General features: G+C 71.1%; 27 protein-coding genes. 20 read left to right on the forward strand and 7 right to left on the reverse strand.

The window, feature by feature from the left end:
* The first annotated feature begins 52 nt into the window (after positions 1-52).
* From G472_RS31235 to G472_RS36740, 3 genes are all read left to right on the forward strand, one after another.
* Complete coding sequence (locus tag G472_RS31235; RefSeq protein ID WP_084536438.1) at positions 53-502, forward strand: septal ring lytic transglycosylase RlpA family protein; 450 nt, start codon at positions 53-55, stop codon at positions 500-502.
* A gap of 607 nt (positions 503-1,109) precedes the next feature.
* Complete coding sequence (locus tag G472_RS0104500) at positions 1,110-1,793, forward strand: hypothetical protein (RefSeq protein WP_156926993.1); 684 nt, start codon at positions 1,110-1,112, stop codon at positions 1,791-1,793.
* Between the two features lie 442 nt (positions 1,794-2,235).
* Positions 2,236-3,261, forward strand: coding sequence for a YheC/YheD family protein (locus G472_RS36740; protein ID WP_211100133.1), 1,026 nt, complete (start codon positions 2,236-2,238; stop codon positions 3,259-3,261).
* Here the strand turns inward: G472_RS36740 and G472_RS31245 are convergent.
* A complete protein-coding gene (locus G472_RS31245; protein WP_035691055.1) occupies positions 3,251-3,838 on the reverse strand; it encodes a DUF2061 domain-containing protein in 588 nt (195 codons plus the stop codon). The two genes, G472_RS36740 and G472_RS31245, sit on opposite strands and share 11 nt — an antisense overlap.
* 173 nt (positions 3,839-4,011) lie before the next feature.
* Here G472_RS31245 and recG point away from each other — a divergent pair, with 173 nt between their 5' ends.
* The gene (recG, locus tag G472_RS0104515) at positions 4,012-6,093 is read left to right on the forward strand and encodes an ATP-dependent DNA helicase RecG (protein WP_029007418.1); all 2,082 of its coding nucleotides are present in this window, start codon (positions 4,012-4,014) and stop codon (positions 6,091-6,093) included.
* 21 nt (positions 6,094-6,114) lie between these two features.
* Here recG and G472_RS31250 read toward each other — a convergent pair whose 3' ends face one another.
* Positions 6,115-6,765 carry a DUF502 domain-containing protein gene (locus G472_RS31250; protein WP_245593392.1) on the reverse strand — a complete coding sequence of 217 codons (651 nt, stop codon included), beginning with the start codon at positions 6,763-6,765 and terminating at the stop codon, positions 6,115-6,117.
* Positions 6,766-7,002: 237 nt separating this feature from the next.
* On the opposite strand from G472_RS31250, the gene G472_RS0104525 reads away from it, so the two are divergent.
* Together G472_RS0104525 and G472_RS0104530 are read left to right on the forward strand one after the other, a co-directional pair.
* The gene (locus G472_RS0104525) at positions 7,003-8,064 is read left to right on the forward strand and encodes a type III polyketide synthase (RefSeq protein ID WP_029007419.1); all 1,062 of its coding nucleotides are present in this window, start codon (positions 7,003-7,005) and stop codon (positions 8,062-8,064) included.
* 3 nt (positions 8,065-8,067) lie between these two features.
* Entirely contained in the window at positions 8,068-8,610 is a 543-nt protein-coding gene (locus G472_RS0104530; protein WP_029007420.1) for an isoprenylcysteine carboxyl methyltransferase family protein, read from the forward strand.
* On the opposite strand, the gene G472_RS0104535 is transcribed toward G472_RS0104530, so the two are convergent.
* Complete coding sequence (locus G472_RS0104535) at positions 8,582-8,977, reverse strand: hypothetical protein (protein WP_029007421.1); 396 nt, start codon at positions 8,975-8,977, stop codon at positions 8,582-8,584. The two genes, G472_RS0104530 and G472_RS0104535, sit on opposite strands and share 29 nt — an antisense overlap.
* A gap of 169 nt (positions 8,978-9,146) precedes the next feature.
* Here G472_RS0104535 and G472_RS0104540 point away from each other — a divergent pair, with 169 nt between their 5' ends.
* The 3 genes from G472_RS0104540 to G472_RS31255 all read left to right on the forward strand — a co-directional run bounded on the left by G472_RS0104540 (position 9,147) and on the right by G472_RS31255 (position 12,149).
* Positions 9,147-9,857, forward strand: coding sequence for a Crp/Fnr family transcriptional regulator (locus G472_RS0104540; RefSeq protein WP_029007422.1), 711 nt, complete (start codon positions 9,147-9,149; stop codon positions 9,855-9,857).
* A 111-nt stretch (positions 9,858-9,968) separates the two neighbouring features.
* Positions 9,969-11,213, forward strand: coding sequence for a diaminopropionate ammonia-lyase (locus G472_RS0104545; RefSeq protein WP_245593393.1), 1,245 nt, complete (start codon positions 9,969-9,971; stop codon positions 11,211-11,213).
* Positions 11,214-11,345: 132 nt separating this feature from the next.
* Positions 11,346-12,149: a nitrilase-related carbon-nitrogen hydrolase gene (locus G472_RS31255; RefSeq protein ID WP_051340417.1), complete on the forward strand. Its 804-nt coding sequence runs from the start codon at positions 11,346-11,348 to the stop codon at positions 12,147-12,149.
* Here the strand turns inward: G472_RS31255 and G472_RS39395 are convergent, their stop codons facing one another.
* Positions 12,150-12,323: a hypothetical protein gene (locus G472_RS39395; RefSeq protein ID WP_169732778.1), complete on the reverse strand. Its 174-nt coding sequence runs from the start codon at positions 12,321-12,323 to the stop codon at positions 12,150-12,152.
* A 189-nt stretch (positions 12,324-12,512) separates the two neighbouring features.
* Between G472_RS39395 and G472_RS0104560 the strand changes: the two genes are divergently transcribed.
* From G472_RS0104560 to G472_RS0104580, 5 genes are all read left to right on the forward strand, one after another.
* Complete coding sequence (locus G472_RS0104560) at positions 12,513-15,263, forward strand: hybrid sensor histidine kinase/response regulator (RefSeq protein WP_029007424.1); 2,751 nt, start codon at positions 12,513-12,515, stop codon at positions 15,261-15,263.
* Positions 15,260-15,757 (forward strand): chemotaxis protein CheW, encoded by a 498-nt coding sequence (locus G472_RS0104565; RefSeq protein WP_029007425.1) that lies wholly within the window; start codon positions 15,260-15,262, stop codon positions 15,755-15,757. Before G472_RS0104560 ends, G472_RS0104565 begins: the two co-directional genes overlap by 4 nt.
* Positions 15,758-15,803: 46 nt before the next feature.
* Positions 15,804-16,169 carry a response regulator gene (locus tag G472_RS0104570; protein WP_029007426.1) on the forward strand — a complete coding sequence of 122 codons (366 nt, stop codon included), beginning with the start codon at positions 15,804-15,806 and terminating at the stop codon, positions 16,167-16,169.
* A 107-nt stretch (positions 16,170-16,276) separates the two neighbouring features.
* Complete coding sequence (locus G472_RS0104575) at positions 16,277-17,464, forward strand: protein-glutamate methylesterase/protein-glutamine glutaminase (RefSeq protein ID WP_029007427.1); 1,188 nt, start codon at positions 16,277-16,279, stop codon at positions 17,462-17,464.
* Positions 17,461-18,312: a CheR family methyltransferase gene (locus G472_RS0104580; protein WP_029007428.1), complete on the forward strand. Its 852-nt coding sequence runs from the start codon at positions 17,461-17,463 to the stop codon at positions 18,310-18,312. The genes G472_RS0104575 and G472_RS0104580 overlap by 4 nt, the downstream gene beginning before the upstream one ends.
* 43 nt (positions 18,313-18,355) lie before the next feature.
* On the opposite strand, the gene G472_RS37905 is transcribed toward G472_RS0104580, so the two are convergent.
* From G472_RS37905 to purM, 3 genes are all read right to left on the reverse strand, one after another.
* Positions 18,356-18,520, reverse strand: a complete 165-nt coding sequence (locus tag G472_RS37905; RefSeq protein ID WP_156927019.1) for an aa3-type cytochrome c oxidase subunit IV — start codon at positions 18,518-18,520, stop codon at positions 18,356-18,358.
* Between the two features lie 101 nt (positions 18,521-18,621).
* Positions 18,622-19,278 carry a phosphoribosylglycinamide formyltransferase gene (gene purN / locus G472_RS0104590; RefSeq protein ID WP_029007429.1) on the reverse strand — a complete coding sequence of 219 codons (657 nt, stop codon included), beginning with the start codon at positions 19,276-19,278 and terminating at the stop codon, positions 18,622-18,624.
* Positions 19,266-20,348, reverse strand: a complete 1,083-nt coding sequence (gene purM / locus G472_RS0104595; protein WP_029007430.1) for a phosphoribosylformylglycinamidine cyclo-ligase — start codon at positions 20,346-20,348, stop codon at positions 19,266-19,268. The genes purN and purM overlap by 13 nt, the downstream gene beginning before the upstream one ends.
* 76 nt (positions 20,349-20,424) lie before the next feature.
* Between purM and G472_RS31260 the strand changes: the two genes are divergently transcribed.
* The 6 genes from G472_RS31260 to G472_RS0104625 all read left to right on the forward strand — a co-directional run bounded on the left by G472_RS31260 (position 20,425) and on the right by G472_RS0104625 (position 25,597).
* A complete protein-coding gene (locus tag G472_RS31260) occupies positions 20,425-21,732 on the forward strand; it encodes a DUF2066 domain-containing protein (protein ID WP_051340419.1) in 1,308 nt (435 codons plus the stop codon).
* 37 nt (positions 21,733-21,769) lie between these two features.
* Positions 21,770-22,330: a CDP-alcohol phosphatidyltransferase family protein gene (locus tag G472_RS0104605; RefSeq protein ID WP_029007431.1), complete on the forward strand. Its 561-nt coding sequence runs from the start codon at positions 21,770-21,772 to the stop codon at positions 22,328-22,330.
* Positions 22,327-23,424 (forward strand): AI-2E family transporter, encoded by a 1,098-nt coding sequence (locus G472_RS31265; RefSeq protein ID WP_051340421.1) that lies wholly within the window; start codon positions 22,327-22,329, stop codon positions 23,422-23,424. The genes G472_RS0104605 and G472_RS31265 overlap by 4 nt, the downstream gene beginning before the upstream one ends.
* Positions 23,425-23,429: 5 nt before the next feature.
* Positions 23,430-24,125, forward strand: a complete 696-nt coding sequence (locus G472_RS0104615) for an HdaA/DnaA family protein (protein ID WP_342667908.1) — start codon at positions 23,430-23,432, stop codon at positions 24,123-24,125.
* 1 nt (position 24,126) lies between these two features.
* Positions 24,127-24,906: an SDR family oxidoreductase gene (locus tag G472_RS0104620; protein ID WP_029007433.1), complete on the forward strand. Its 780-nt coding sequence runs from the start codon at positions 24,127-24,129 to the stop codon at positions 24,904-24,906.
* Positions 24,907-25,141: 235 nt separating this feature from the next.
* Positions 25,142-25,597, forward strand: a complete 456-nt coding sequence (locus G472_RS0104625; protein ID WP_029007434.1) for a (2Fe-2S)-binding protein — start codon at positions 25,142-25,144, stop codon at positions 25,595-25,597.
* Positions 25,598-25,600: the final 3 nt, after the last annotated feature.

Below are 25,600 nucleotides of genomic sequence, written 5' to 3' on the forward strand. Positions count from 1 at the left end.
AACCTCTTCCCCGTCCGGCCGTTGATCCCGGCCGGACGGGGGAGGGTATTTCATGCGTATGCGTTGTATTTTTGTTGTGCTCACCCTGGCGGCCGTGCCGGCCGCGGCGCTGGAAGTGGAGCGCGGTCCCGGCGGTGAACCGGTGATCGTCCAGGAGGGCGAGGCGTCCTTCTACGGCGACCGCTTCCACGGCCGCACGACCGCCAGCGGCGAGACCTTCGACAAGACCCAGCCCACGGCCGCCTCGCCCCGGCTGCCGTTCGGCACCCGCGCCACCGTCACCCACCAGGAGACGGGGGAGAGCGTCGACGTCATCGTCAACGACCGCGGTCCCTTCGCCCGGAACCGCGTCATCGACCTGTCCGAGCACGCGGCCGAACAGCTCGACATGATCGACGACGGCACGGCCCCGGTGCGCATCGAAGTCCGCCCCTCCGACCAGCCCACCGACCGCGCCCGCACCCGCGTCGAGGAAACCATCGAGACGCTGTCAGCGGAGTAGGAACGGACGTTCCGGCCGAATCAGGACGATTGCCATAAATTCGAAAAATGCGATATTCATCCACTTGATGCGGGTTGCCTCCGCCCTAAGTGTGCATTTATCGGGATGATTCGGTACCCTTCCGTTGCAAAGGCGGTGCTTCTTTCTTATCACTCGTCGTAAAGTTGCGGAGACGGTGCTTTATCATAGACCTCCGCCGCATCTGGAGGTATCCTTTCCCGGCGCTGATGTCAGCGCCGTCGATGGGTGCACCATGAATGCGGTGCGCCCCTCGTTGTCTTTGCAACGGAGAGGATCGGGGCTCCAGATATGTCCGAGAATGAAACCGCGTTAGTGCCATCACCGACGGTTCGCCCTACGGCGGAAAAGACCGATGCCGATGGCATTCTGCGCAACGCCGGTTTCCATGCTTGCGTCGCTGAGAGTCGGCCGAACGGCTTTGAACGGCACAATGCGGAAGAGGCGAACAAGCGCGCAAAAGCACGCGTCCTGGCGTCTGCGCGACACCTCGTCGAGTCGTAACTCCCCCTCGAATTCCGAATAACAGGCAGATTGGCTTGGTCCGACCAAAGCCAATCTGCCTTTTGATGCGAGAAAAATGCCCGCCATGGTTGAAGATTCCGGCGCGCAGCAGCCAAAGAATTTGGTTTGCGATATAGACGATCGCGGTGAATGCGATACCGATGACGACGCTACATGTCGTGCCATGCCCATGGAATGGGGCTCGTACTGCGCGTACGAGAAACAGTTTATCCAGGATCGCTACAATGATCTTGTTTTTGTATTCGATACTATTAAGGAAGCCTACCGGGAGAATTACGGCGTCGATGGATTCTATTTGAATCATACGACGCTGTGGAAGGTCTGCTACATTTATGCCAATGACCTCAAGCAGATACGTCAGTTTCACAACAAGGATGGCGGTTGTGACAGGAGCCGTCGGGCATCCCTTCTGGCGCGGCTGATCGCCAAACACAGGCCCGTGTTCATCGCCGAACTGGCGATTCCGGAGTCCGGGCGCGATCAGGACAAGATCATTCTCCAGATGAACGAGCATTACGCGTATCACGCTCTGACTCACTTCCTGGATCTTCCGGCCAGCGTGTTCGAGATCAGCGGCATCGGGGCGGTGGTGAGCGACCTGCGTTTTATGTTCGCTCATCGCGACCCGCAGATCGAGGCGCTGGTCTGCATCGCGCGGCTGTTCCAGCGTCTCGCCGATGAGGTCGAACGCAGAATCAGCGCCGAGGCTCGGGTCGCTGCACCCCCGGAGGCCGGTCCGGCAACATGAACCCCAGTTCATGATCCCGCCATCGCCGCGACAGCCGGGGATGGCTACAGTCCATGGCACGGGCAACGGCCGCGAGCCCTCACGCGGCGCCGGTGACCCGGGCGTCCGCTGCCACGGACGCGATCTCCTCCGCGGCGCCCTTCCTCCCTCGGCCGCGGATACCGCCGGACGAGTCCCCGCCGTCCGTGCACAGGGTGGCGGGGCGTTGCCGGGGCCCTTGATGGCCTTCCCCCGAGGCCGGCTCCGAGCACGCCCCGTCCCACCCTCCTCCTTCCCCCTCTCCCGACCCGCATACGACCGCCGGCTGCGGCTTGACAGGGATGCGCGGCCTCTGCGTATCGTGGACGATACCCTCACGTCCGCATGGTTCCGGCCGATGCCGCCACGCGTCCTGATCGGGCTCTTTACCGCCGCCCGGCCTCCACTGGAGGCCGTTGAGCCGGTGAGGTTGCGCGCGCTGGCGGCGGAGGCGCTGGTGCAGGGGATGGACTTCGTGGCCTTCGGCACCGGCGGGGTCGACCTCCGGCACGCCGGCGTGTGCGGGCTCTCCCTCGGACCCGAGGGGTGGCGGGACGCAATCTGGCCGTTGCCGCACGTGGTGATGAACCCGGTGCATCCGTCCCCCGGCGCCGACCTGGCCGCGGCGGCGGCGTTGCGCCGGGTCGCCCCCTTCACCACCAGCCGCATCGCCGACAAGGTGGCGGTGGCCGGGCTGCTTGCCGCCTCGCCGGTCGCCGGGCACGTCATCCCCTACGCCGGCCTCGACCGCGCCATGGCGGCGGTTGAAGGGGTCGAGGGACTCGCCCGCCGCGTCGGCGGCTTCCTGGCCGAGCATGGCAGCGCCGTCGCCAAGCCGGCCCGCGGGCGGCGCGGCCGCGACATCCATTTCCTGATCCCGGAACGGTCCGGCGGCCTGCGCGTGCGGTGCCGCAGCGGCGAGCGGCCGGCGACGGTGGACACGGTGGCCGCCGGGCTGATGGCGCGGCTGTCCGCCGGCCCGTGGATACTCCAGCGTTTCGTGTCGTCCCGGACGCGGGACAACCGGTCTTTCGACGTGCGCGTGCACGTCCACAAGGACGGGGAGGGGGAGTGGACGGTGGTGCGCGCCTACATCCGCCTGTCGGAAGCGGGCGGGCTGGTCGCCAACACCTGTTGCGGCGGCTATCAGGGGGACCCGGAGCGCTTCTTCGCCGCCCTGAAGGCGGAGGCGCCGGCCCGCGTGGAGGCGCTGCGCGCGCTGGGGCTGGCCACCGCCCGGGCGGTGGACGCCCGCTACGGCGGCGCGCTGGACGAACTGGGCGTTGACCTGGTCGTCGACGGCGGCGGCCGGCCCTGGATCGTCGAAGTGAACACCCACCCCCAGAGCCGCCACCACGAGTTCGAGCGGGCGCGCCTCGCCGTCGCCTACGCCGGCCACCTCGCCCGCCGTCCGGTGGCGGCGGGCGAGGTGGCGCTGCTTACGGGATGAGCGTTTGCGGCAGCAGGGAGGTGATGGAGAAGGGCTCCTCCTCCTCCAGCGTCAGGTAGTTCCACACCGTTTCGTTGGCGGCGTAGGTCAGGGTGTCGCTGATGGCGCCCAGCGCCACATAACCGGCGGCCAGCGCCGGATTGTTCATCACCAGCATGCCTGCCACGAACACCCGCCCCATGTTGGCCGTGGCATAGGTGGCCGATTTGTAGGGCAGCAGTTCGGCGTTGGACTGCCCGGTCTCCTGCGCGATGCCCGCCCACACCGATTCATGGGCATAGTAGAGCACCGGCTCCGTCAGTGCGGTGGTCGCCGCCAGCACGCCGCCGGCGGCCATGCTGCCGCTGAGTGCCGCGACGATGGCGAGGTCGTTCAGCACCGACAGGGTCTGGTAGCTGGCAGTCTTGTAGAGAATCCGTTCCCACTCCTCCAGGCCGGAGAGGGAAAAGGCAGCTTTCGGTTCCGCGACGGCCGCCGGCGGCGGTTCGGGATTGGGCTCGGCCCGCGCGGGGGCTGCGGCCAGCAGGGCGGCCGCGGTGCAGGCGGCCAGCAGGTGGGCGGCGGTCGGGCGGGGCATCACCACTCCTCGATCGATCGTCAACGGAGCGCAACCTGTCACGAACAATTGCGCTGCCGCAACCCGATTCGGCCGACCGTTGCACGGACCGGCACACTTGACGCAGGACGCCCGGCACGGGATTGAATGGGCCGGCCCTCCGGGCCGACGATGTTCCCCAGCATGGTGCGCCGGTGCGTCCCGCCATTCTCTTCCCGCTCTTTCGTCCGCTCGCCGGCCTTCCCGGCCTGGGAGCCAAGCTGGCGCGGCTGGCCGAGCGGCTGGCCGGACCGCACGCCGTCGATCTGCTGTGGCACCTGCCATCGGGGCTCATTGACCGCCGGTTCGCGCCGAAGATCGCCGAGGCGCCGGGCGGCCGCATCGCCACCCTGACCGTGCGGGTCGACGGCCACGCCCCGCCGGCCGCCCCCCGCCACCCCTACAAGGTGCGCTGCACCGACGAGACGGGGGTGCTGGAGCTGGTCTATTTCCACGCCCGCGGCGAGTGGATCCAGCGCCAGCTTCCGCAGGGCCGCACGGTGGTGGTGAGCGGCCGGGTGGAGTGGTTCCACGACACCCTTCAGATGACGCACCCCGACGCCGTGGTGCCGGTGGAGGAGCGTGCCGGGATCGAGACGGTGGAACCCGTCTATCCCATGACCGCCGGCCTGCCCGCGAAGACCCTGCGCAAGGCGATCCGCACCGTCCTCGACGACCTGCCCGACCTGGCGGAGTGGCAGGACGCGGCGTGGCTGGCGCGCCAGCGCTGGCCGGCGTGGCGCGACGCCGTCCGCAGCGCCCACACCCCGACCGAAGAGGCCGACCTGACGCCGTCCGCACCGGCGCGCCGCCGCCTCGCCTATGACGAGTTGCTGGCCAACCAGCTTGCCCTGGCCCTGGTCCGCCTTCAGCAGCGCCGCCTGTCCGGCCGCGCCGTGGCCGGCGACGGGCGCCTGCGCGCCCGGGTCGCCGCGGCGCTGCCCTTCGCCCTGACCGGCGCCCAGCAGCGCGCCCTGGCCGAGATCGACGCGGACATGGCGGCGGACCGGCGGATGCTGCGCCTTCTCCAGGGCGACGTGGGCAGCGGCAAGACGGTGGTGGCCCTGATGGCCATGCTGAACGCGGTGGAGGCCGGACACCAGGCGGCCCTGATGGCGCCCACCGAGATCCTCGCCCGCCAGCACGCGGAGACGCTGGCGCCCCTGTGTTGGGCCGCGGGGGTGGAGATCGCCGTGCTGACCGGACGGGAGAAGGGCCGCGCCCGCTCCCGCGTGCTGGAGCGGGCGGCGTCGGGGGAGTTGCCGCTGGTCGTTGGCACCCACGCCCTGTTTCAGGAGGAGGTGGCCTTCCGCGACCTGGCCCTGGCCGTGATCGACGAGCAGCACCGCTTCGGCGTCCACCAGCGCCTGCAACTGTCGGGCAAGGGGCGGGCGGTGGACGTGCTGGTGATGACCGCGACGCCGATCCCGCGCACCCTGACCCTCACCGCCTATGGCGACATGGAGGTGTCGCGCCTGACCGAGAAGCCGCCGGGCCGGCAGCCGGTGCAGACGGTGACGGTGGCCCTGGACCGCCTGGAGGAGGTGGCGGCCGGCATCCGCCGCAAGGTGGGGGAGGGGGCGCGCGTTTATTGGGTGTGCCCGCTGGTGGACGAGTCCGAGCAACTCGACCTGGCCGCGGCGACGGAGCGGCACGCCTATCTGCGCGCCCTGTTCGGCGATCGGGTGGGGCTGGTGCACGGCAAGATGAAGGGGACGGACAAGGACGCGGTGATGGCCGCCTTCGCCGAGGGGCGGCTGGACGTGCTGGTGGCCACCACGGTGATCGAGGTGGGCGTCAACGTGCCCGAGGCGACCGTCATGGTGGTGGAGCACGCCGAACGCTTCGGCCTTGCCCAGCTCCACCAGCTCCGCGGCCGGGTGGGGCGCGGCGACAAGCCCTCCACCTGCCTGCTGCTGTTCGACCCGCACCTGACGGAGACCGCCCGCCGGCGCCTGAAGACCCTGCGCGAGACGGAGGACGGCTTCGTCATCGCCGAGGAGGACCTGCGCCTGCGCGGTGCCGGCGAACTGCTGGGCACCCGCCAGTCCGGCCTGCCGGAGTTCCGCCTGGCCGACCTGGCGGAGCATGACGACCTGCTGGCCGCCGCCCGCGACGATGCCCGCCTGATCGTGGAGCGCGACGCCGATCTGCAAAGCCCGCGCGGTCAGGCCCTGCGCACGCTGCTGTACCTGTTCGAACGGGACGCCGCCGCCCGGACCCTGCGGTCGGGGTGAGCCATCGGCTCACGCCCCCTGTCACGCCCGCCGGCGTTCCGGCGGCGGGACGTCCTTGAGCGCGCGGGGGTGGCGGTCGGGCGGGCTGACGATGCCGCCGGAGACCACCAGCTTCAGCCCGTCCTCCACCGGCATATCCAGCACCACCACCTCGCTGCGCGCCATGATCACCAGATAGCCGGCGGTGGGGGGGGCGCAGGGGATGAAGACGTTCACCATCTCCTCGCTCGACACCCGCTGCACCTCGGGGTGGGCGGGGCCGGTGATGAAGCCCAGCGACCACATGCCGTGGCGCGGGAATTCCACCATCACCACCTCGCGGAAGGCGGTGGATTTGTTGGCCAGGATCGTTTCGACGATCTGCTTGGTGGCGCCGTAGACGCTGCGCACCACCGGCATGCGGCCGACCACGCCTTCGCCCAGGCGCAGCAGCAGCCGGCCGACGTAGCCGGCGGCGAAGGCGCCGATCAGCGTCAGCACGACGATCAGCACCGCGACGCCGATGCCGGGCAGCGAGAAGGGCAGGTAGGCTTCCGGGTTGTAGCGGGCCGGGATCAGCGGCCGCACCGTGCCGTCGATGAACGAGATGAACCACCAGCCGAGATAGACGGTGATGGCGATCGGGGCGGTGACCAGAACGCCGGCCAGGAAATAGGCGCGCAGGCGTCCCATCAGTGACATTCCCTCCCGTCGTGGCGGCCGTGGTGGCGGTGACGGCGGCGGGGCCGCCTCCTCTGCGCTCTCGTCACTGGTGTTCACGCCCGTCCTCACATCAAAAACGCGCCATAGTGATACAGGAACCCGTTCCCGCTCAACGGTCTTTGCGCCGGGTGGCATGGTTAGTCCGCTTGGCCGATCCGCCGTGCGGGTTATGGCGGCGGAGGGCCGGAGTCGCGACATACCGGGGCGATGACCGATGATCCCCGCCTGCTGGCGCTCGCCACCGCCCTGCCGCCCCACCGCATCTCCCAGGAGGAGGCGCTGGAGGCCGCGCGTGTCATGTACGGGCCGCGCCTGCGCGATTTCGAGCGGCTGGCCTCCGTCTTCCCCAACGCGGGCATCGCCGCCCGCTACGCCGTCCGCCCGCTGGCGTGGTACCTGGAGCCGCGCGGCTGGCCCGAACGCACCGCCGCCTTCGAGGAGGGGGCGCTCGACCTGCTGGAGCGGGCGGCGCAGGACGCCCTGGACACCGCCGGTCTGCGGCCCGACGCGGTGGACGCCATCGTCTGCGTCACCACCACCGGCATCGCCACCCCCACCCTGGACGCCCTGCTGCTGGACCGCATGGGTTTCCGCCCCGACACGCTGCGCCTGCCCATCTTCGGGCTGGGCTGCGCCGGAGGGGTGCTGGGCCTCGGCCGGGCGGCGCAGATGGCCCGCGCCATGCCGGGGGCGACGGTGCTGTTCCTGGTGGTGGAACTGTGCACCCTGGCCTGCCGCGCCGCCGAGGCGACGCCGACCAACGTGGTGGCCACGGCCCTGTTCGCCGACGGCGCCGCCGCCGCGCTGGTGCGCAGCGCCCCGGCCGGGACAGCGGCGGGGGAGGGGCCGGCGCTGGTGGCCCAGGGGGAACACACCTGGCCCGGCACCCGCCGCATCATGGGCTGGCGGGTGGAGGACGACGGGCTGGGTGTCATCTTCGCGCAGGACATCCCGGCCCTGGTGCGCACCCGCTTCCGCCCCGTGGCCGACGCGTTCCTGGCGCGCCGCGGCCTGGCGGTTGGCGACCTGGCGGGGCTGGTCTGCCACCCCGGCGGCGCCAAGGTGCTGAACGCCCTGCGCGACGCCTTCGACCCCGTGACCGACGGCCTGGACGACGCGTGGGCGGTGCTGCGCGCCTGCGGCAACATGTCGGCGGTCAGCGTGCTGTTCGTGCTGGAGCGGCGTCTGGCCGCCGGAGCGCAGGGGCGTCAGTTGATGACCGCGCTGGGTCCCGGCTTCACCGCCGGCCTGCTGCTGCTGGAGGCGTGAGCCATGGAGTTCGGCTTGCCTCAGCTCATCGTGCTGCTGGTCGCCGCCCAGCGCCTGATCGAACTGGTCCTCGCCCGGCGCAACACCGCCCGCCTGCTGGCCGCGGGCGCGCGGGAAGAGGGGGCGGCCCATTACCCCCTGTTCGTGGCGCTGCACGCCGCCTGGCTGGTGGCCCTGTTCGCGGCCGTGCCGGCGGATGCGCCGGTGAACGGCGTCCTGCTCGCCCTGTTCGTGCTGTTGCAGGCGGGGCGGGTGTGGGTGATCGCGTCGCTGGGGCGGTTCTGGACCACCCGGGTGGTGACGCTGCCGGGGGCGCCGCTGGTGCGGCGCGGGCCGTACCGCCTGGTGCGCCACCCCAATTACCTGATCGTCGCGGCCGAGCTGGCGGTGCTGCCGCTGGCCATGGGGCAGGTGGCCATCGCGGTGCTGTTCAGCCTGCTGAACGTGCCGCTGACGTGGCACCGCATCCGGGTGGAGGAGCGGGCGCTGGCGCCGCGCGCCGCGCCCGCCGGCCCGGTCAGCTCAGCGCAAAGCAGATCGTGGTGACGGCCAGGGCGATGGCGGCGCCGTCCACGTGGTTGGGGAAGGCGTACCAGAACGGGTCGGCGCCCGGCGGCGGGGCCGGGGAGCGGGTGCCGCCGCCGGCCTCGTCCAGCCACAGGCCGGCGGGCAGGCCGCCGTTGGTGCGCTCGGCGACCGCGCCCGACAGATGGGCCATGCCCACCGCCAGGTAGCAGAACTTCACGAAGCCCAACACGAAGGCGAAGGCCCCGCCGGCCTCGGCGATGGGGTCGGAGGCGCCGGTGGCGGCAACCGCCGTCGCCATGGCGACGGCCGCCGCCAGGGGGATGGCGACCACCGACAGCAGGCGCTGCCCGTCGACGCGATCGGCGCGGGGAATGGAGAGATTCATGCTGTCGGCTCCTGACCACGATGCCCGCCCCTTGTCCGGTGCTCGGGGTTAACGGAGAGTTATCGACCGCTTTTGGTCACAGCACCGGCGGCAACGGGCAACGGCGGGCTGGACGGCGGCACCGGCTCGGGTATGCTCCGCCCCGTGTGGGGTCTGGAGCGCACGGACGATGATCGAGGGGGCGGCCGCGGGATCGCTGGAGGGCATCGCGCTTCTGGCGCCGCTGGACACGGCGGAGCGCGCCGCCCTGGCCCGCCGCTGCCGCTGGCTGCGCTACGGCGCCGGCGACCCGGTGCTCGACCAGGAATCCGAGGGGCGCGACGTCTGTTTCGTGGTGGAGGGGCGGGTGCGGGTGGTCAGCCACGCCGCCAACGGCCGCGAGATCAGCTTCGACGACATCGCCGCCGGCGGGCTGGTGGGGGAGATGGCGGCGGTGGACGGCCAGCCCCGCTCCGCCTCGGTGGTGGCGCTGGACGAGGGCACCCTGATCGCCCATCTCGCGGCTGCCCCCTTCCGCACCCTGGTGACCGGCCGGCCCGACCTGGCCCTGGCGGTGATGCGGCGCCTGGCCGGCATCGGCCGCCGCACCACCGAACGGGTGATGGAGCTGAGCACGCTGGCCGCCAACAACCGCGTCCACGCCGAACTGCTGCGCCTGGCCCGCCGCGCCGCAGCGGCGGACGGCCGCACCGCCGTCATCGACCCCGCCCCGGTGCACGCGGACATCGCCGCCCGCGTCAGCACCACCCGCGAAACGGTGGCCCGCGTGCTGAACGACCTGGCCCGCGACGGCCTCGTCGAACGCCGTGGCCACGCCCTGATCCTTCACGACCTGCCCGAACTGGAAGCCATGGTCGAACACGTCCGCGGCCGGGGCTGACCGCAGCGGCGGCGCTGCCTCCCGGCCATTGGGCGCTGAACGGTGGCCATACCCTGCGACATCTTGCCCGGTGCCCGGCGGCGCGCTATGGGCTTTGCTGGGATCCGGAGCGTGGAGAAGGACGCCATGGCCGAGCTGCTGCCCCCCTGTTCGCCCCGTCTGGTGCACAACCCCCGCGTCGATCGGGAGGGGGCATACGGATCGGCGGACCGCGCTATCCTCAGCCGCGCCGCCTTCGAGGAGATGCGGGCGGAGATCGCCGCCTGGCCGGGATACGCGCCGACCCCGCTGCGCTCGCTCAAGGGCATGGCCCGCGCCGCCGGCATCGACCGGCTGTGGTACAAGGATGAAAGCGCGCGCTTCGACATCGGTAGCGTCAAGGCGCTGGGCGGCGCCTACGCCGTGCTGCGCCTGCTGATGCGCGAGGTGTCGGCGCGGGCGCCGGGGGTGCCGGTCACCGCGCTCGACCTGGTGGTCGGGCGCTACGGCCGTCTCACCCGCGCCATCACCGCGGTCGCCGCCGGCGACGGCGGCCACGCCCTGTCGGTCGCCTGGGGAGCGCGGGCGTTCGGCTGCGGCTGCGTCGTCTACGCGCCGGCCGCCGCGACCGAGGGACGACGGCGCGCCATCGAGGCGCACGGCGCGCGCCTTGTGTCCGTGGACGGCACCTACGACGACGCGGTCCGCCGGGCCGCCGCGGACGCGGAGGCGCAGGGGTGGATGGTCGTTTCCGACACGTCCTACGCCGGCAACATGGACATTCCCCGCGATGTCATGCAGGGCTACACCCTGATGGTGGAGGAGGCGATGTCCCAGCTTCCCGCCAGCGAACGTCCGACCCACGTGTTCATCCAGGGCGGCATGGGGGCGCTGCCCGCCGCCGTCGCCGGCCATCTGTGGGAAAGCTGGGGGCGCGGCCGGCCGCGGCTGGTGGTGGTGGAGCCCGACGGCGCCGACTGCCTGCTGCGCAGCGCCGAGGCGGGGCGGCCGGTGCCGGCGCCGGGCGCTCCCGCCACCGTCATGACGGAACTGGCCTGCGGCGCCGTCTCGCCGCTGGCCTGGGCGATCCTGGAGCGGGCGGCCGACGATTTCCTGGCCATCCCCGACGGGGCGGCCATCACCACCATGCGCCGCCTGGCCGACGGGACGGACGGCGACCGGCCGGTGGTGGCGGGCGAGTCCGGGGCGGCCGGGCTGGCCGGCCTGCTCTGCGCCCTGTGTGACGCCGACACGCGGGCGGCTCTGGGGCTGTGGCCGGACGCCCGCGTCCTGGTCTTTGGCACCGAGGGGGCGAGCGACCCCGCCGTCTACGAACGGCTGGTGGGCCGCCCTCCCGCCGCCGTAGCGGCGGGATGAGAAGCACACATGGGCCGTCGGTGTGACAATCGGCCGGCGAAGCAATAAATTCGCCGCATCCGTGTTGGTTCCATGAAGGGGCGGCTTCGGACCGGCCCCCATGAGACACGCCCGAAGGGGGAACCGACGAGGATGCGGATCGCCATCGCCCCGGCGGCGGGAACGCCGGACGGCGCCGCCAACAACCTGGCTCTGCTCGACCGCTGCGCCGCCGCCGCCGCCGCCGCGCAGGTTGATCTGCTGGTGCTGGGGGAACTGTTCCTGTGCGGCGCCGACGGGGGCCACGGCCGCTGCGAGCCGTTCGACGGGCCGTCGCTGGCCGCCGCCTGCACCGCCGCGCGCAACGCCGGCGTGGCCCTGCTGTTCGGCTTCGCCGAGCGGGCGGGGAACGCCGTCTACAACGCCGCCGCCGTCATCGGCCCCGACGGGGTGCCGCTCGGCACCTACCGCAAGGCCCATCCGGGTCCCCACGAGAAGGGGCGCTTCGCGGCCGGACAGGGCATGCCGGGGGTGGCGCGCATCGGCGGCATGACCGTGGGCGTGCTGATCGGCTGCGACGCCGATTTCCCCGAACCGGCCCGCGACCTGGCCCTGCGCGGCTGCGATGTGATCGCCCTGCCGGCGCTGCCCGTATCGGCGGCCGGCGCGCCCTCCCGCCTGCTGGTGGCGGCGCGCGCCTGCGAGAACCGGGTGTTCGTCGCCTGTGCGGCCGGCGCCGACAGCCGCGTCCTCGGCCCCGACGGGCGGCCGCTGGTCAACACCGGTGCGGCCGCATGCGGGCTGGTGGTGGCCGACCTTGACCCGGCGGGGCGGCGCCCCGGCCCCGGTGCCATGGACTATCTGGCCGAGCGCCGCCCCGCGCTCTACGCCCGCCTGGCCGAACGCCACCTGGAACGGGCGCCCGAGCCGGGCGCCGCCCTGCGGGAGCGGACCTGATCAAAGCTGCTTCAGGATCTTCGCCTCCACCACGATCTGCTCCACCCCGTGGGCGGTCTGGTGGGAGGTGGTGCGCAGGTGCACCGCCAGGCTCTGGCGGGCGGCCAGGGCGAGCGTCCCATTGAGGTTGGCGACGGCCTCGCGCACCGCGCGGGCCAGTTCTTCATCGGTCATAGTCATTTCCCTGTCGCAATGGCCGCGATGGATGGCCGGTGCGTGAACACCGGGTAACCCTCTCTTAATCAGTGTTTGACACGCTCCGCCAGTGCTGGAAGGGTCGGATCAACGGCCGTCCGACGCCGTCCGCCACCGGCTTGCCGCGGCCGGGCGGAGCGTAAACCATAAGGCCCGGGGAATTGCATCATGGATGATCTGCTCAGTGAATTCCTGACGGAAACGAACGAAAACCTCTCGGTGCTCGACGTCGAGCTGGTGCGGCTGGAGCAGAATCCCAACAATCCCGAGTTGCTGTCGAACATCTTCCGTCTGGTCCACACGATCAAGGGCACCTGCGGCTTTCTCGGCCTGCCGCGGCTGGAGAAGGTGGCGCACGCGTCGGAAAACGTGCTGGGCAAGTTCCGCGACGGCGAACTGACCATCAACCCCGAGGCGGTGTCGCTGATTCTCCAGGCCCTGGACGCCATCAAGGGGCTGCTGGCGGTGCTGGAGGCGACGGAGGCCGAACCGCCCGGTGACGACCTGCCGCTGATCGAGCGCCTGAACGCCTGCGCCGAGGGCAAGCTGGCCGCCGCCTCGGCTGCCCCGCCGCCGCCCCCGCCGCCGCCGGAACCCGTCGCCCCCGCGGTCGCCGCCGCCGACGCCGACCGGGTGTCGCTGGAGGAGCTGGAGGCCGCCTGGAACGCCGCCCCCGGGCCGTCGGGCACGGCGCTGACCCCCGTCGCCGCGGAGTCCGCCCCCGCCGACGATCCCGCCCAGGACCTGGTGGTGCCGGAGCCGGAGACGGCGCCCGCCGCCGCCCCGTCGCGGATGCCCGTCCCCGCGGCCGCCCAGGCCAACGGCGGCGGCGACGACGTGCGCGACCAGCCCAAGGAATCGGCGGTCGCGGCGCAGACCATCCGCGTCAACGTCGACCTGCTCGAAAACCTCATGACGATGGTCTCGGAGCTGGTGCTGACCCGCAACCAGCTTCTGCAGATCCTGCGCTCCCAGAAGGAGAGCGAGTTCGCCGCCCCCCTGCAGCGCCTGAACCACGTGACGTCGGAGCTGCAGGAAGGCGTCATGAAGACGCGCATGCAGCCCATCGGCAACGCCTGGGCCAAGCTGCCGCGCCTGGTCCGCGACCTCGCCCATGAACTGGGCAAGAAGATCGACCTCCAGATGCTCGGTGCCGACACCGAGCTGGACCGCCAGGTGCTGGAGCTGATCAAGGACCCGCTGACCCACATGGTCCGCAACTCCGCCGACCATGGGCTGGAGACCCCGGCGGAACGCCTGAAGGCGGGCAAGAGCGAGACCGGCCGCGTCACGCTGAACGCCTATCACGAGGGCGGCCACATCATCATCGAGATCCAGGACGACGGCAAAGGCCTGGCCATCGACAAGATCAAGGCCAAGGCCCTGCAGAACGGCATCACCACCGAGGCCGAACTGGCCGCGATGTCGGATCAGCAGATCATCCAGTTCATCATGAAGCCGGGCTTCTCGACCGCCACCAAGGTGACGAGCGTGTCGGGGCGCGGCGTCGGCATGGACGTCGTCAAGACCAACATCGAGAAGATCGGCGGCACCGTCGAGATCAAGTCGCAGCAGGGCCGCGGCTCGACCTTCGTCATCAAGATCCCGCTGACGCTGGCCATCGTCTCCGCCCTGATCGTGGAGTGCGCGGGTGAGCGCTTCGCCATCCCGCAGATCAGCGTGGTGGAGCTGGTGCGGGCCGCCGCCGACAGCGAACACACGATCGAGCGGCTGAAGGGCACGCCGGTGCTGCGCCTGCGCAACCGCCTGCTGCCGCTGGTCAGCCTGCAGGAGCTGCTGCGGCTGGAGGATGAGGAAGGCAAGACCAAGACCGACGACGAGACGTTCATCGTCGTCACCCAGGTCGGCACCTACACCTTCGGCATCATGGTCGACCGGGTGTTCGACACCGAGGAAATCGTGGTGAAGCCGGTGGCGCCCATCCTGCGCCACATCGAGATGTTCTCGGGCAACACGATCCTGGGCGACGGGTCGGTCATCATGATCCTCGACCCCAACGGCATCGCGTCCGCCACCGGCGAGATGGCCATGGGCAGCGAGGCGGTGACCAAGGAGGCCATGGCCGTCCAGGCGTCCCGCAACGAGGACAAGATGGCGCTGCTGCTGTTCCGTGCCGGTGCCGGGGCGCCCAAGGCGGTGCCGCTGTCGCTGGTCGCCCGCCTGGAGGACGTGGACCTCACGGCGGTGGAGATGTCCAACGGCCTGCCGGTGGTCCAGTACCGCGGCAAGCTGATGCCGCTGGTTCCCATCGATCCCGCCTTCATTCTCGGCAACGAAGGGCGCCAGCCGGTGCTGGTGTTCGCCGATGGCGACCGGTCCATGGGCCTGATCGTCGACGAGATCGTCGACATCGTGGAGGAGAAGCTGGTCGTCCAGCTCACCGCCGAGCGTCCGGGCCTGATGGGGTCCGCCATCATCGCGGGCAAGGCGACGGAGGTGATCGACGCCGGCTTCTTCCTGACCCAGGCGTACAAGGACTGGTTCGGCTCCTCCAGCGACGCGTTCGAGGAGGAGAAGACCCAGCGGGTGCTGCTGGTGGACGACAGCCCGTTCTTCCGCAACCTGCTGACGCCGCTGCTGTCGGTCGCCGGCTACGACGTGACGGCGGTGGAGAACGCCACGGACGCACTGGCGCTGTGCGAGGCGGGCGAGACCTTTGACGTCATCGTCTCCGACATCGAGATGCCGGGCATGAGCGGCTTCGACTTCGCCCAGGCGATCCGCCGCGGCAGCCGCTGGCAGGACGTTCCGCTGGTGGCCCTGTCCAGCCATGCCACGCCGCGCGACCTCGACCGCGGGCGCCAGGCCGGCTTCACCGATTACGTCGCCAAGTTCGACCGCGACGCCCTGCTGTACACCCTCCAGCAGACCCTCTCTGAACAGAAAGGTGCCGCATGAGCCCGAACGCCAAGGTCCCCGCCAAGAAGACCCGGGGCGAGGAGGTGGTCTCCGGGGGCAACCAGGACTACGTCACCATGACGATCGCCGATCAGTTGTTCGGCATCCCGGTGTTGCAGGTCCAGGACGTCCTCGGCCACCAGAAGATCACCCGCATCCCACTGGCCCCGCCGGAGGTGGCGGGGTCGCTGAACCTGCGCGGGCGCATCGTCACCGCGATCGACGTGCGGCTGCGCCTCAACCTGCCGGGCCGTCTCAGGAACAAGCCCGGGATGAGCATCGTCGTCGACCTGCGGGGCGAGTTGTACAGCCTGATGGTCGATTCGGTGGGCGAGGTGCTCAGCCTCTCCAACGACGATTTCGAGCGCAACCCGGCGACCCTTGATCCGCGCTGGCGCGAGGTGTCGACAGGCATCTACCGTCTGAACGGGCAATTGATGGTCGTGCTCGACGTTCCGCGGCTGCTGAACTTCACCACCATGGAAGCGGCCTGACGGCGCAGCGGCCGCCGCAATGCCAACGATAGCCGGGGCGCAAGTGATGAAATCCTGTCTGGTGGTCGACGACAGCCGCGTGGTCCGCAAGGTCGCCCGCAAGATCCTGGAGGAGCTGCAGTTCGTCTGCACCGAGGCGGAGGACGGGAAGCAGGCCATGGAGGCCTGCGCCCGCCAGATGCCGGACGCCATCCTGCTGGACTGGAACATGCCGGTCATGACCGGGATCGAGTTCCTGCGCCGACTGCGCAAGATGGCGGGGGGGGATCAACCCAAGGTCGTCTTCTGCACGACGGAGAACGATCTCGCCCACATCCAGGAGGCGTTGTCGGCCGGGGCGAACGAGTACATCATGAAGCCCTTCGACAGCGACATCATCCAGACGAAGTTCGAACAGGTCGGCCTGCTGTAGGCCGCATCCGGCTTCGCCGCCCGCCTGCGGTCCGACGGCGTGCGGGCGGGCCGTCACGGCAACCCGGCGTTCGCACGCCGCACCATCGCAAAAGGTCCGAACAAGGGATGTCCGACAGCTTCAAAAGCGCCGCCGCCGGCACCGCCCGACCCGCCAGCCCCGATCCGTTCCGGGTGATGGTGGTCGACGATTCCGCGGTGATTCGCGGGTTGCTGACCCGGGCGCTGGAAGGTGATCCCGACATCCGCGTGGTCGCGTCGGTCGGCGACGGGCAGATGGCGATCAGCTCGCTTCAGCGAAACACCATCGACGTGGTCGTGCTCGACATCGAAATGCCGGTCATGGACGGGCTGACGGCCATCCCGAAGCTGCTGGCGGTGGCGCCGCAGGTGAAGATCATCATGGCCTCGACGCTGACCCTGCGCGGGGCCGACATCTCCATGAAGTGCCTGCAGGCGGGGGCGGCGGACTACATCCCCAAGCCGACCTCGACCCGCGAGGTCGGCAACGCCGACGACTTCAAGCGCGAACTCGTGTCCAAGGTGAAGGCGCTGGGCGGTGCCGCGCGCCGCGCCGGGTCGCGCACCCGTGGCGACAACCGCCCGCTGACGCCGCTGCGCGCCCCGGGCGCCCCCGGTACCCTGACCGGGGCCCTGCGGCCGCGCGAGCCGGCGACGGTCACCGTCCGCCCCGCGGTCGCGGCGCCGGCCCGACCGGACATCATCGCCATCGGCAGTTCGACCGGCGGCCCGCAGGCCCTGTTCGAGGTGCTGTCGCACCTGAAGGGCGGGGTGACCCAGCCCATCCTGATCACCCAGCACATGCCCGCCACCTTCACCACCATCCTGGCCGAACACATCTCGCGCCAGTGCGGCCTGGACGCCGCCGAGGCGAAGGACGGCGAGGCAATCGTTGCCAACCGCTGCTACATCGCGCCCGGCGACTTCCACATGCTGGTCGCCAACCGCGGCGGCAGCAACGTCCTGCAACTCAGCAAGGACCCGCCGGAGAACTTCTGCCGGCCGGCCGTCGATCCGATGATGCGCTCCATCGTGCGCGCCTACGGTGCGCGCAAGGTGTTGGCCTGCATCCTCACCGGCATGGGGCAGGATGGGCTGAAGGGCTGCACCGAGGTGGTCAATCAGGGCGGCACTCTGATCGCCCAGGACGAGGCGTCCAGCGTCGTCTGGGGAATGCCGGGAGCCGTGGCGCAGGCCGGCCTGTGCACCGCGGTTCTGCCTCTGAAGGAAATCGGGCCTTACATCCGCAAGTTTGCGTTGAGGACGGCAGCATGAGAGTCGAAGACTTCGACATGTTCGCCACCTTGCTGAAGCAGCGCTCCGGCCTGGTGCTGACCAAGGATAAGGCGTACCTGCTCGAGTCGCGGCTGATGCCGGTCGCGCGCAAGTGGAACATGAAGGGCCTGGACGAGTTGGCCACGACCGTGCGCACGCGCAAGGACGAGGCCCTGCTGCGCGACATCACGGAGGCGATGACGACGAACGAGTCGTCGTTCTTCCGCGACACCAAGCCCTTCGACCAGTTCCGTCAGGTCGTCCTGCCGGCGTTCCTGTCGGCGCGCGCCGCCAAGCGGCAGATCCGCATCTGGTCGGCCGCCTGTTCCAGCGGGCAGGAGGCGTATTCGCTGGCCATGCTGCTGCAGGACGAGGCGACCCGCACCGCGGGCTGGCGCATCGACATCGTCGGCACCGACATATCCGCCGAAATGGTGGAGCGCGCCAAGTCCGGCATCTACACCCAGTTCGAGGTGCAGCGCGGCCTGCCCATCCAGATGCTGGTCAAGCATTTCAAACAGATGGGCGACAAGTGGCAGATCAACCCGAACCTGCGCCAGATGGTCAGTTTCCGGGAATGGAACCTGCTGCAGGACCTGGGCGGACTGGGGCAGTTCGACATCGTGTTTTGCCGCAACGTGCTGATCTACTTCGACCAGCCGACCAAGGGTCGGGTGCTGGAGGCGATCGCCCGCATCATGGCGCCCGACGGCGTGCTGTACCTGGGCGGTGCGGAAACGGTGCTGGGCATCACCGACCGCTTCAAGCCGGTGGACGGCCAGCGCGGGCTTTACACCCTGTCCAGCGGTCCCGGCTTCAACGCCGGCAGCCTGAAGGCGGCGGGATAAGCGAACCCCCCTCCCCCGGCGGTCACCGGGAGAGGGGCGGCCGTCACAGGAGGAACAGTGCCATCAGGAGCAGAAGCACCACGACGGCGACGACGCCGTAGGTGGTGAAGCGCGTGAAGGCGGTCCACTCCGCCGCCCGCTCGCGCACGAACTCGTCGCTGACGCGCGGGTCGCTCGGGAAATGGTTGCCCGTTCCGTGATCGTTCATGACCGACATCTCACCCCTCCTCTTTCGGTACGCGATTTTTGCGGAGGATAGTGGAGATCGCGGACGGCTTCGGCAAGCCTTATCAACGCGCTGGGCCTTTATCAGCGCGCCGGGTTGACCAGTGCGGAACCGGCATCGGCGGCGGCGCCGTCGATGACCACGCGTTCGCCCTCCACGCGGGCGCGGCCGTCGGCGAACAGGCGCACGGCCAGCGGATAGATCCGGTGTTCGGCCGCCAGCACCCGCTCGGCCAGGGTGTGCTCGTCGTCACCGGGCAGCACCGGCACGGCGGCCTGCACGACGATCGGCCCCTCATCCATGGCGGGGCGGACGACGTGGACCGTGCAGCCGTGCAGCCGCACGCCGGCCGCCAGGGCGCGGGCGTGGGTATCCAGACCCTTGAAGGAGGGCAGCAGCGACGGGTGGATGTTGATCAGCCGGTCGCGCCAGCGCTCCACGAACCAGTCCGACAGCAGGCGCATGAAGCCGGCCAGGCACACCAGCTCCACGCCGGCCCGCCGCAGCTCGGCGTCCATCGCCTCCTCGAAGGCGCGCTTGTCGCCGGGGTGGGCGCGGTGGTCGACGACCGCGGTGGGGATGCCGGCCGACGCCGCCCGCTGAAGCCCGGCGGCGTCGGCCTTGTTGGACAGCACCAGGGCGATCGTGGCGGGGTAGGCGGGGTCGGCCGCGGCGTCGATCAGGGCCTGAAGGTTGCTGCCACGGCCGGAGATCAGGACGCCCAGCTTCAGGCGGGCCATGTGGCTCCGGTCCCCGTCACCGTCACGCGCGGCCCCCCGGCGGGCACCGTCACCACCCGGCCGATCTCGAACACCGTCTCGCCGTGCCCGCGCAGGATGGCCGCCGCCTCCGCCGCCCGGTCGGCCGGGCAGACGGCGACCATGCCGATGCCGCAGTTGAAGGTGCGCGCCATCTCCGCCGCCGACAGCCCGCCGGTGGAGGCCAGCCAGCCGAACACCGGCGGCACTGTCCAGGTCGCGGCGTCCAGGGTGACGCCCAGCCCGTCGGGCAGCACGCGCGGGATGTTCTCGGTCAGGCCGCCGCCGGTGATGTGGGCCAGCGCGCGCACCGTGCCGGCGCGCACCGCCGCCAGGGCGCTCTTCACATAGATGCGCGTCGGCGTCAGCAGCGCCTCGCCCACGCTCTGCCCCGGCGCCCAGGGGGCGGGGGCGGCGTAGGACAGGCCGGCGGTGTCCACCAGCCGGCGGACCAGGGAATAGCCGTTGGAATGCACGCCCGACGAGGCCAGGCCCAGCACCGTGTCGCCCTCGGCCACGCCGGCGCCGGTCAGCGCCTGGGCGCGCTCCACGGCGCCCACCGAGAACCCGGCGAGGTCGTAATCGCCGCCGGCGTACATGCCCGGCATCTCCGCCGTCTCGCCGCCGACCAGGGCGCAGCCCGCCTGCCGGCAGCCCTCGGCGATGCCGGAGACGATGGCGCGCCCGGCCTCCACCTCCAGCTTGCCGGTGGCGAAATAGTCGAGGAACAGCAGCGGCTCGGCGCCCTGGACCACCAGGTCGTTGACGCACATGGCCACCAGGTCGATGCCGACCGTGTCGTGCTTGCCCGCGGCGATGGCCACCTTCAGCTTGGTGCCGACGCCGTCGGTGGTGGCGACCAGCAGCGGGTCGGTGTAGCCGGCCGCCTTCAGGTCGAACAGCGCGCCGAATCCGCCGAGTCCCGCATCGGATCCCGGACGCGCGGTGGATCGGGCGAGCGGCTTGATCGCGTCGACGAGCGCGTTGCCCGCGTCGATGTCCACGCCTGCCTCTTTGTAGGCGTCGGACGTGTTATTGGGCTGGGTGCTGATGGTATCCTCGCTTGGGCTGGGCTATATACCGGGCCAACGGAACGGGCCGAACATACTCGAATCGGAAGGCATTGCAATGCTCCACCGCCGCCGCCGGTCCCTTTGGCCGGGCCTCGCCGCCGTCATCCTGATCCTCGCCGGGCTGCTGGGCCCGGTCGCCGCCCGGGCGCAGACCGGTGCGGCGGCGGGGGATGCGGCCTTCACGGTCTCGGGCATCGCCGTCGACGTGTCCGCCGCCAACGCCAACGCCGCCCGCGACCGCGCTATCCTGGAGGCGCAGCGCAAGGGCTGGGACGAGCTGTACCGCCGCCTCGTCCCCGGCGCCGGGAGCGCGCCGTCGGTGTCGGACACCGACCTCTTCCGTCTGGTCCAGGGCTTCGAGATCGCCGACGAGAGGGTGTCGGCCACCCGCTACGTCGGCACCTACACCGTGCGCTTCCGGCCGCAGCCGGTGCGCGACCTGCTGGCCGGCAGCACGGCCAGCTACGTCGAGCCGCCGACCCGCCCGCTGGTGGTGCTGCCGGTGACCATCGTGGACGGGCGCCCCGTGCTGTGGGAGGACCGGACCGCCTGGCGCGAGGCATGGGAGGCGCGCGAGCCCGGCGCGTCGCTGGTGCCGCTGCTGGTGCCCGACGGCGAGCTGGACGACATCGCCGCCATCGGCGTCGGCGACGCGCTGGAGGGCAACGCCGACGCTCTGTCGCGGATCGTCCAGCGTTACAACGCTTCGGGCGCCGTGGTCGCGCGCACCGAACTGCCGGCCGGCGGCCCCGACGTGGCCCGCGGCATGACCGTGGAGGTCACCCGCTACGGCGCCGACGGGGACCGGGTGCAGCAGAGCGTCCCGGTGCGGCCCGACGCGTCGGACCGGCCGGAGGATCTGCTGAACCGCGCCGTCGTCTTCACCGCCGCCGCCCTCGACGAAGCCTGGCGGCGCGAGAACACGGTGGCCGCGGGGCCGGAGCAGAGCCTGTACGCCGCCGTGCCCGTCGCCTCCCTCGCGGACTGGCTGGAGACGCGGCGCCGGCTGGACGGCATCAACGCCGTCACCCGCCTGGACATCCTGTCGCTCAGCCGGGGCGAGGCGGTGGTCATGCTGCACTACCGCGGCGACGTGGGGCGCCTGCGCGAGGCGCTGTCCCGCCGCAACCTGACCCTGTCGGAGGCGCCGGGTACGGCCGTGCCGCCCGCACCCGCGGTGCCGGGACAGCTCGGCACCCTGCCGGCGCGCCCGCTGTCGGCCGGCCCGTCGTGGGTCATCCGCCAGGGCGGGTCCGGCGCGTCCGCGGCGGCGGGGGCTTTCGGTCCCGCCGGTGCCGGCCCCGCCGGGTCCGGCTTCGTCGGCACGCCGCTGCCGGCTCCCGGCGCGCCGGCCGTGCGCTGACGCGCCCCGGTCGACCGCAGGGAGGGAGCGGGATCCGGTGAGCATTCCCAACATCATCACCTTCGGGCGGCTGCTCGCCGTTCCGCTGGCCGTCTACTTCATCCTGTCCGGCGAACTGGGCTGGGCGTTCTGGGTGTTCGTGGTCGCCGGCATCTCCGACGCCGTGGACGGCGCCATCGCCCGGATGTTCAGGGCCCGCACCATGCTGGGCGCCTATCTCGACCCGCTGGCCGACAAGGTGCTGCTGGTCAGCGTCTACGTGGCGCTGAGCCATGTGGGCGAGCTGCCGCTGTGGCTGGTCATCATGGTGGTGTTCCGCGACGCCATGATCGTGGGCGGCGTGCTTCTTCTCTACACGCTGAAGGAGTCGCTGGCGATGCAGCCGCTGGGCATCAGCAAGATCAACACGGCGGTGCAGATCGCGCTGGCCGCGGCGGTGCTGGCGCCCCCGGGGCTGGGCCTTCCGGACCCGGTCTTCTGGGGCGTCGACGCCGTCCGGGTGCTGGTCTGGGTGTGCGCCGGCACCACCGTGCTGTCCGGGCTGGCGTACGTCCTGCGCGGCCGCTTCCTGTTCGACCGGCTGGGGGGGCTTCCGTGAGCCCGGCGAAGCAGGTCCGCTTCTGGCTGATCGGCTTCGCCCTGTTCGCGGTGGCGCTGTGGGTGCTGTCGGGCATGCTGCTGCCCTTCGTCACCGGGCTGGCCATCGCCTATTTCCTCGACCCCCTGGTCGACCGGCTGGAGGCGGTACGGCTGCCCCGCTGGCTGGGCACCACGCTGGTGCTGCTGTTCTTCGTGCTGGTGCTGGCGGCGGTGGTGGTGCTGCTGCTGCCCCTGGTGCAGGCGCAGGTGCTGCTGCTGATCGAGACGCTGCCCCACTACGCCGCCATCGTGCGCGAGCGGGTGGAGCCTCTGGTCGCGCGGGCCCTGGAGGAGATGTCGCCGGAGGACGTGGAACGCCTGCGCACCGCCGCCGGCCAGCACGCCGGCGAGGCGGTGGTGTGGATCGGCCGGGTCCTGCGCACCATCCTGACCGGCGGCATGGCCCTGTTCGACGTGCTGTCGGTGCTGTTCATCACACCGATCGTCGCCTTCTACCTGCTGCGCGACTGGGACCGGCTGGTGGGGTCGGTGGACGCCTGGCTGCCGCGCATGCACGCCCCGACGATCCGCGAGCAGGCGCGGGAGGTGGACGCCACCCTGGCCGGGTTCCTGCGGGGGCAGGCGACGGTGTGCCTGGCGCTGGGCGTGTTCTACGCCGTGGCCCTGTCCATGGCCGGGCTGAACTTCGGGCTGGTGATCGGCCTGCTGTCCGGCCTTTTGTCCTTCATTCCCTACGTCGGCACGCTGTTCGGTTTCGCCGCCTCCACCGGGCTGGCGCTGATCCAGTTCGACGAATGGTGGCGGGTCGGGCTGGTGGTGGGGATCTTCCTGTTCGGCCAGGCGGTGGAGGGCAACGTCCTGACGCCCAAGCTGGTGGGCGACCGGGTGGGGCTGCACCCCGTCTGGGTGATGTTCGCCCTGCTGGCCGGCGCCAGCCTGTTCGGCTTCCTGGGCGTGCTGATTGCCGTGCCGGTGGCGGCGGTCATCGGTGTGCTGACGCGCTTTGCGTTGCGCCAGTACCTGTCCAGCCCCTATTACCGGGGATCGGGCGGGCCGGGCGGGCCCGGCGGGCCGGCGGTGGAGGGGCGGTGATCGACGTGGCGCAACTGCCCCTCGACCTGGGGTTCCGGCCGGCCATGGGCGGCGAGGATTTCCTGGTCGCGCCCGGCAACGCCGACGCCGTGGCGTGGCTCGACCGCTGGCCGTTCTGGCCGGCCCCGGCGCTCACCGTCTGGGGGCCGGCGGGGTGCGGCAAGACCCATCTGGCGCAGGTCTGGCGGGCGCGCACCGGCGCCCCCCTGGTGCGCGCGGTCGACCTGCCCGGCGCCGACTTGCCGGCGCTGATCGACGCCGCCCGCGCCGTGGCCGTCGACGACGCCGAGCAGGTGGCCGGCCGCAAGGCGCGCGAGGAGGCGCTGTTCCATCTCTACAACATGGCCCGCGACGCCGGCGGGCACCTGCTGCTGCTGGCGCGCAAGCCGCCGGCGCGCTGGCGGGTGCGCCTGCCCGACCTGCGCTCGCGCGTCAAGGGAGCGCCGGCGGTGGCGGTGGCGCCGCCCGACGACGCCCTGCTGGCGGCGGTGCTGGTCAAGCTGTTCGCCGACCGGCAGCTCATGCCGGGGCTCGACGTGGTGTCCTATCTGCTGGCGCGCATGGAACGCTCGCTGGACGCCGCGCGCCGGGTGGTGGCGGCGGTGGACCGGGCGTCGCTGGCGGCGCACCGGCGAATCACCGTGCCGCTGGTGCGGGCGGTGCTGCACGACCTGGACAAGGACACGACCGAGGGAGGGTGAAATGGACCTGGGGATCGCCGGGCGGCGCGCCATCGTCTGCGCCGCCAGCAAGGGGCTGGGCAAGGCCTGCGCCATGGCCCTGGCGCGCGAGGGGGTGGAGCTGACCATCACCGCCCGCGGCCGCGAGGCGCTGGAAGCCGCTGCCGACGAAATCCGCGCCGTCACCGGCGCTACGGTCACCACCGCCGTGGGCGACATCGCGACCGAGGAGGGCCGCGCCGCCGCCCTGGCCGCCTGCCCGGAGCCGGACATCCTGGTCAACAACGCCGGCGGCCCGCCGCCGGGCGATTTCCGTGACTGGGACCGCGACGCCTGGATCCGCGCCGTCGACGCCAACATGCTGGCACCCATCTTCCTGATCAAGGCGACGGTGGACGGCATGATCGCGCGGAGCTGGGGGCGGATCGTCAACATCACGTCAGCCGCGGTGAAGGCGCCGATCCCCAATCTGGGCCTGTCCAACGGTGCGCGCGCCGGCCTGACCGGCTTCGTCGCCGGCCTGTCGCGCCAGACCGTGCGCCACAACGTCACCATCAACAACCTGCTGCCCGGCCCGTTCGAAACCGACCGGCTGCGCGTCACCATGGAAGGCATGGCGGTGGCGCAGGGCATTGGCGTGGAGGCGTTGTTGGACGAGCGTCGCGCCGCCAACCCGGCCCACCGCTTCGGCGACCCCGCAGAGTTCGGCAGCGTCTGCGCCTTCCTGTGCTCGGCCCACACCGGCTTCATGACCGGACAGAACATCGTCCTCGACGGCGGCGGCTATTCCGGCACCCTGTAGGACCGCTGCCGAACCCGCCGATTGGTTGGCTGAGCTGAACAGGCTGTTCACGAATTGCCGGATTGTGCCGCCGCCGCCGGCCGTGCAGCATCGGCGTGGCGAAGGGGGACCGGGCTCGGCCGATCCCCCGCTCGACGCCCGGCGGGTGCTCCACAAGAAAAACACCATCCCGATACCCTGAGGATGCGGCCCGCCCCGAGCCTGCGCTGACCGGCGCCCATTGGGGAGAGAGCACATGAGACTGACCGTAAACGGTCGCGACCACGAGGTCGATGCGGATCCGGACACCCCTCTGCTGTGGGTGTTGCGCGACCGGCTCGGCCTGACCGGAACCAAGTTCGGCTGCGGCATGGCGCAGTGCGGTGCCTGCACCGTGCACATGGACGGCACCCCCGTCCGCGCCTGCAGCACCCCGCTCGCCGCCGCCGAGGGCGTGCGCATCACCACCATCGAGGGAATCGAGGGCAAGGTGGCCGACGCCGTCGTGCAGGCCTGGGTCGCGCTGGACGTGCCGCAATGCGGCTACTGCCAGTCCGGACAGGTGATGGCCGCCGCCGCCCTGCTGGCGGAGAATCCGCGGCCCTCCGATACGGACATCGACGCGGCGATGAGCGGCAACATCTGTCGCTGCGCCACCTACCAACGCATCCGCGCCGGCATTCACGAAGCCGCCCGCCTGTTGGAGGCCTGAGCC

The organism is Azospirillum halopraeferens DSM 3675, assembly GCF_000429625.1.
Classification (GTDB): Bacteria; Pseudomonadota; Alphaproteobacteria; order Azospirillales; family Azospirillaceae; genus Azospirillum; species Azospirillum halopraeferens.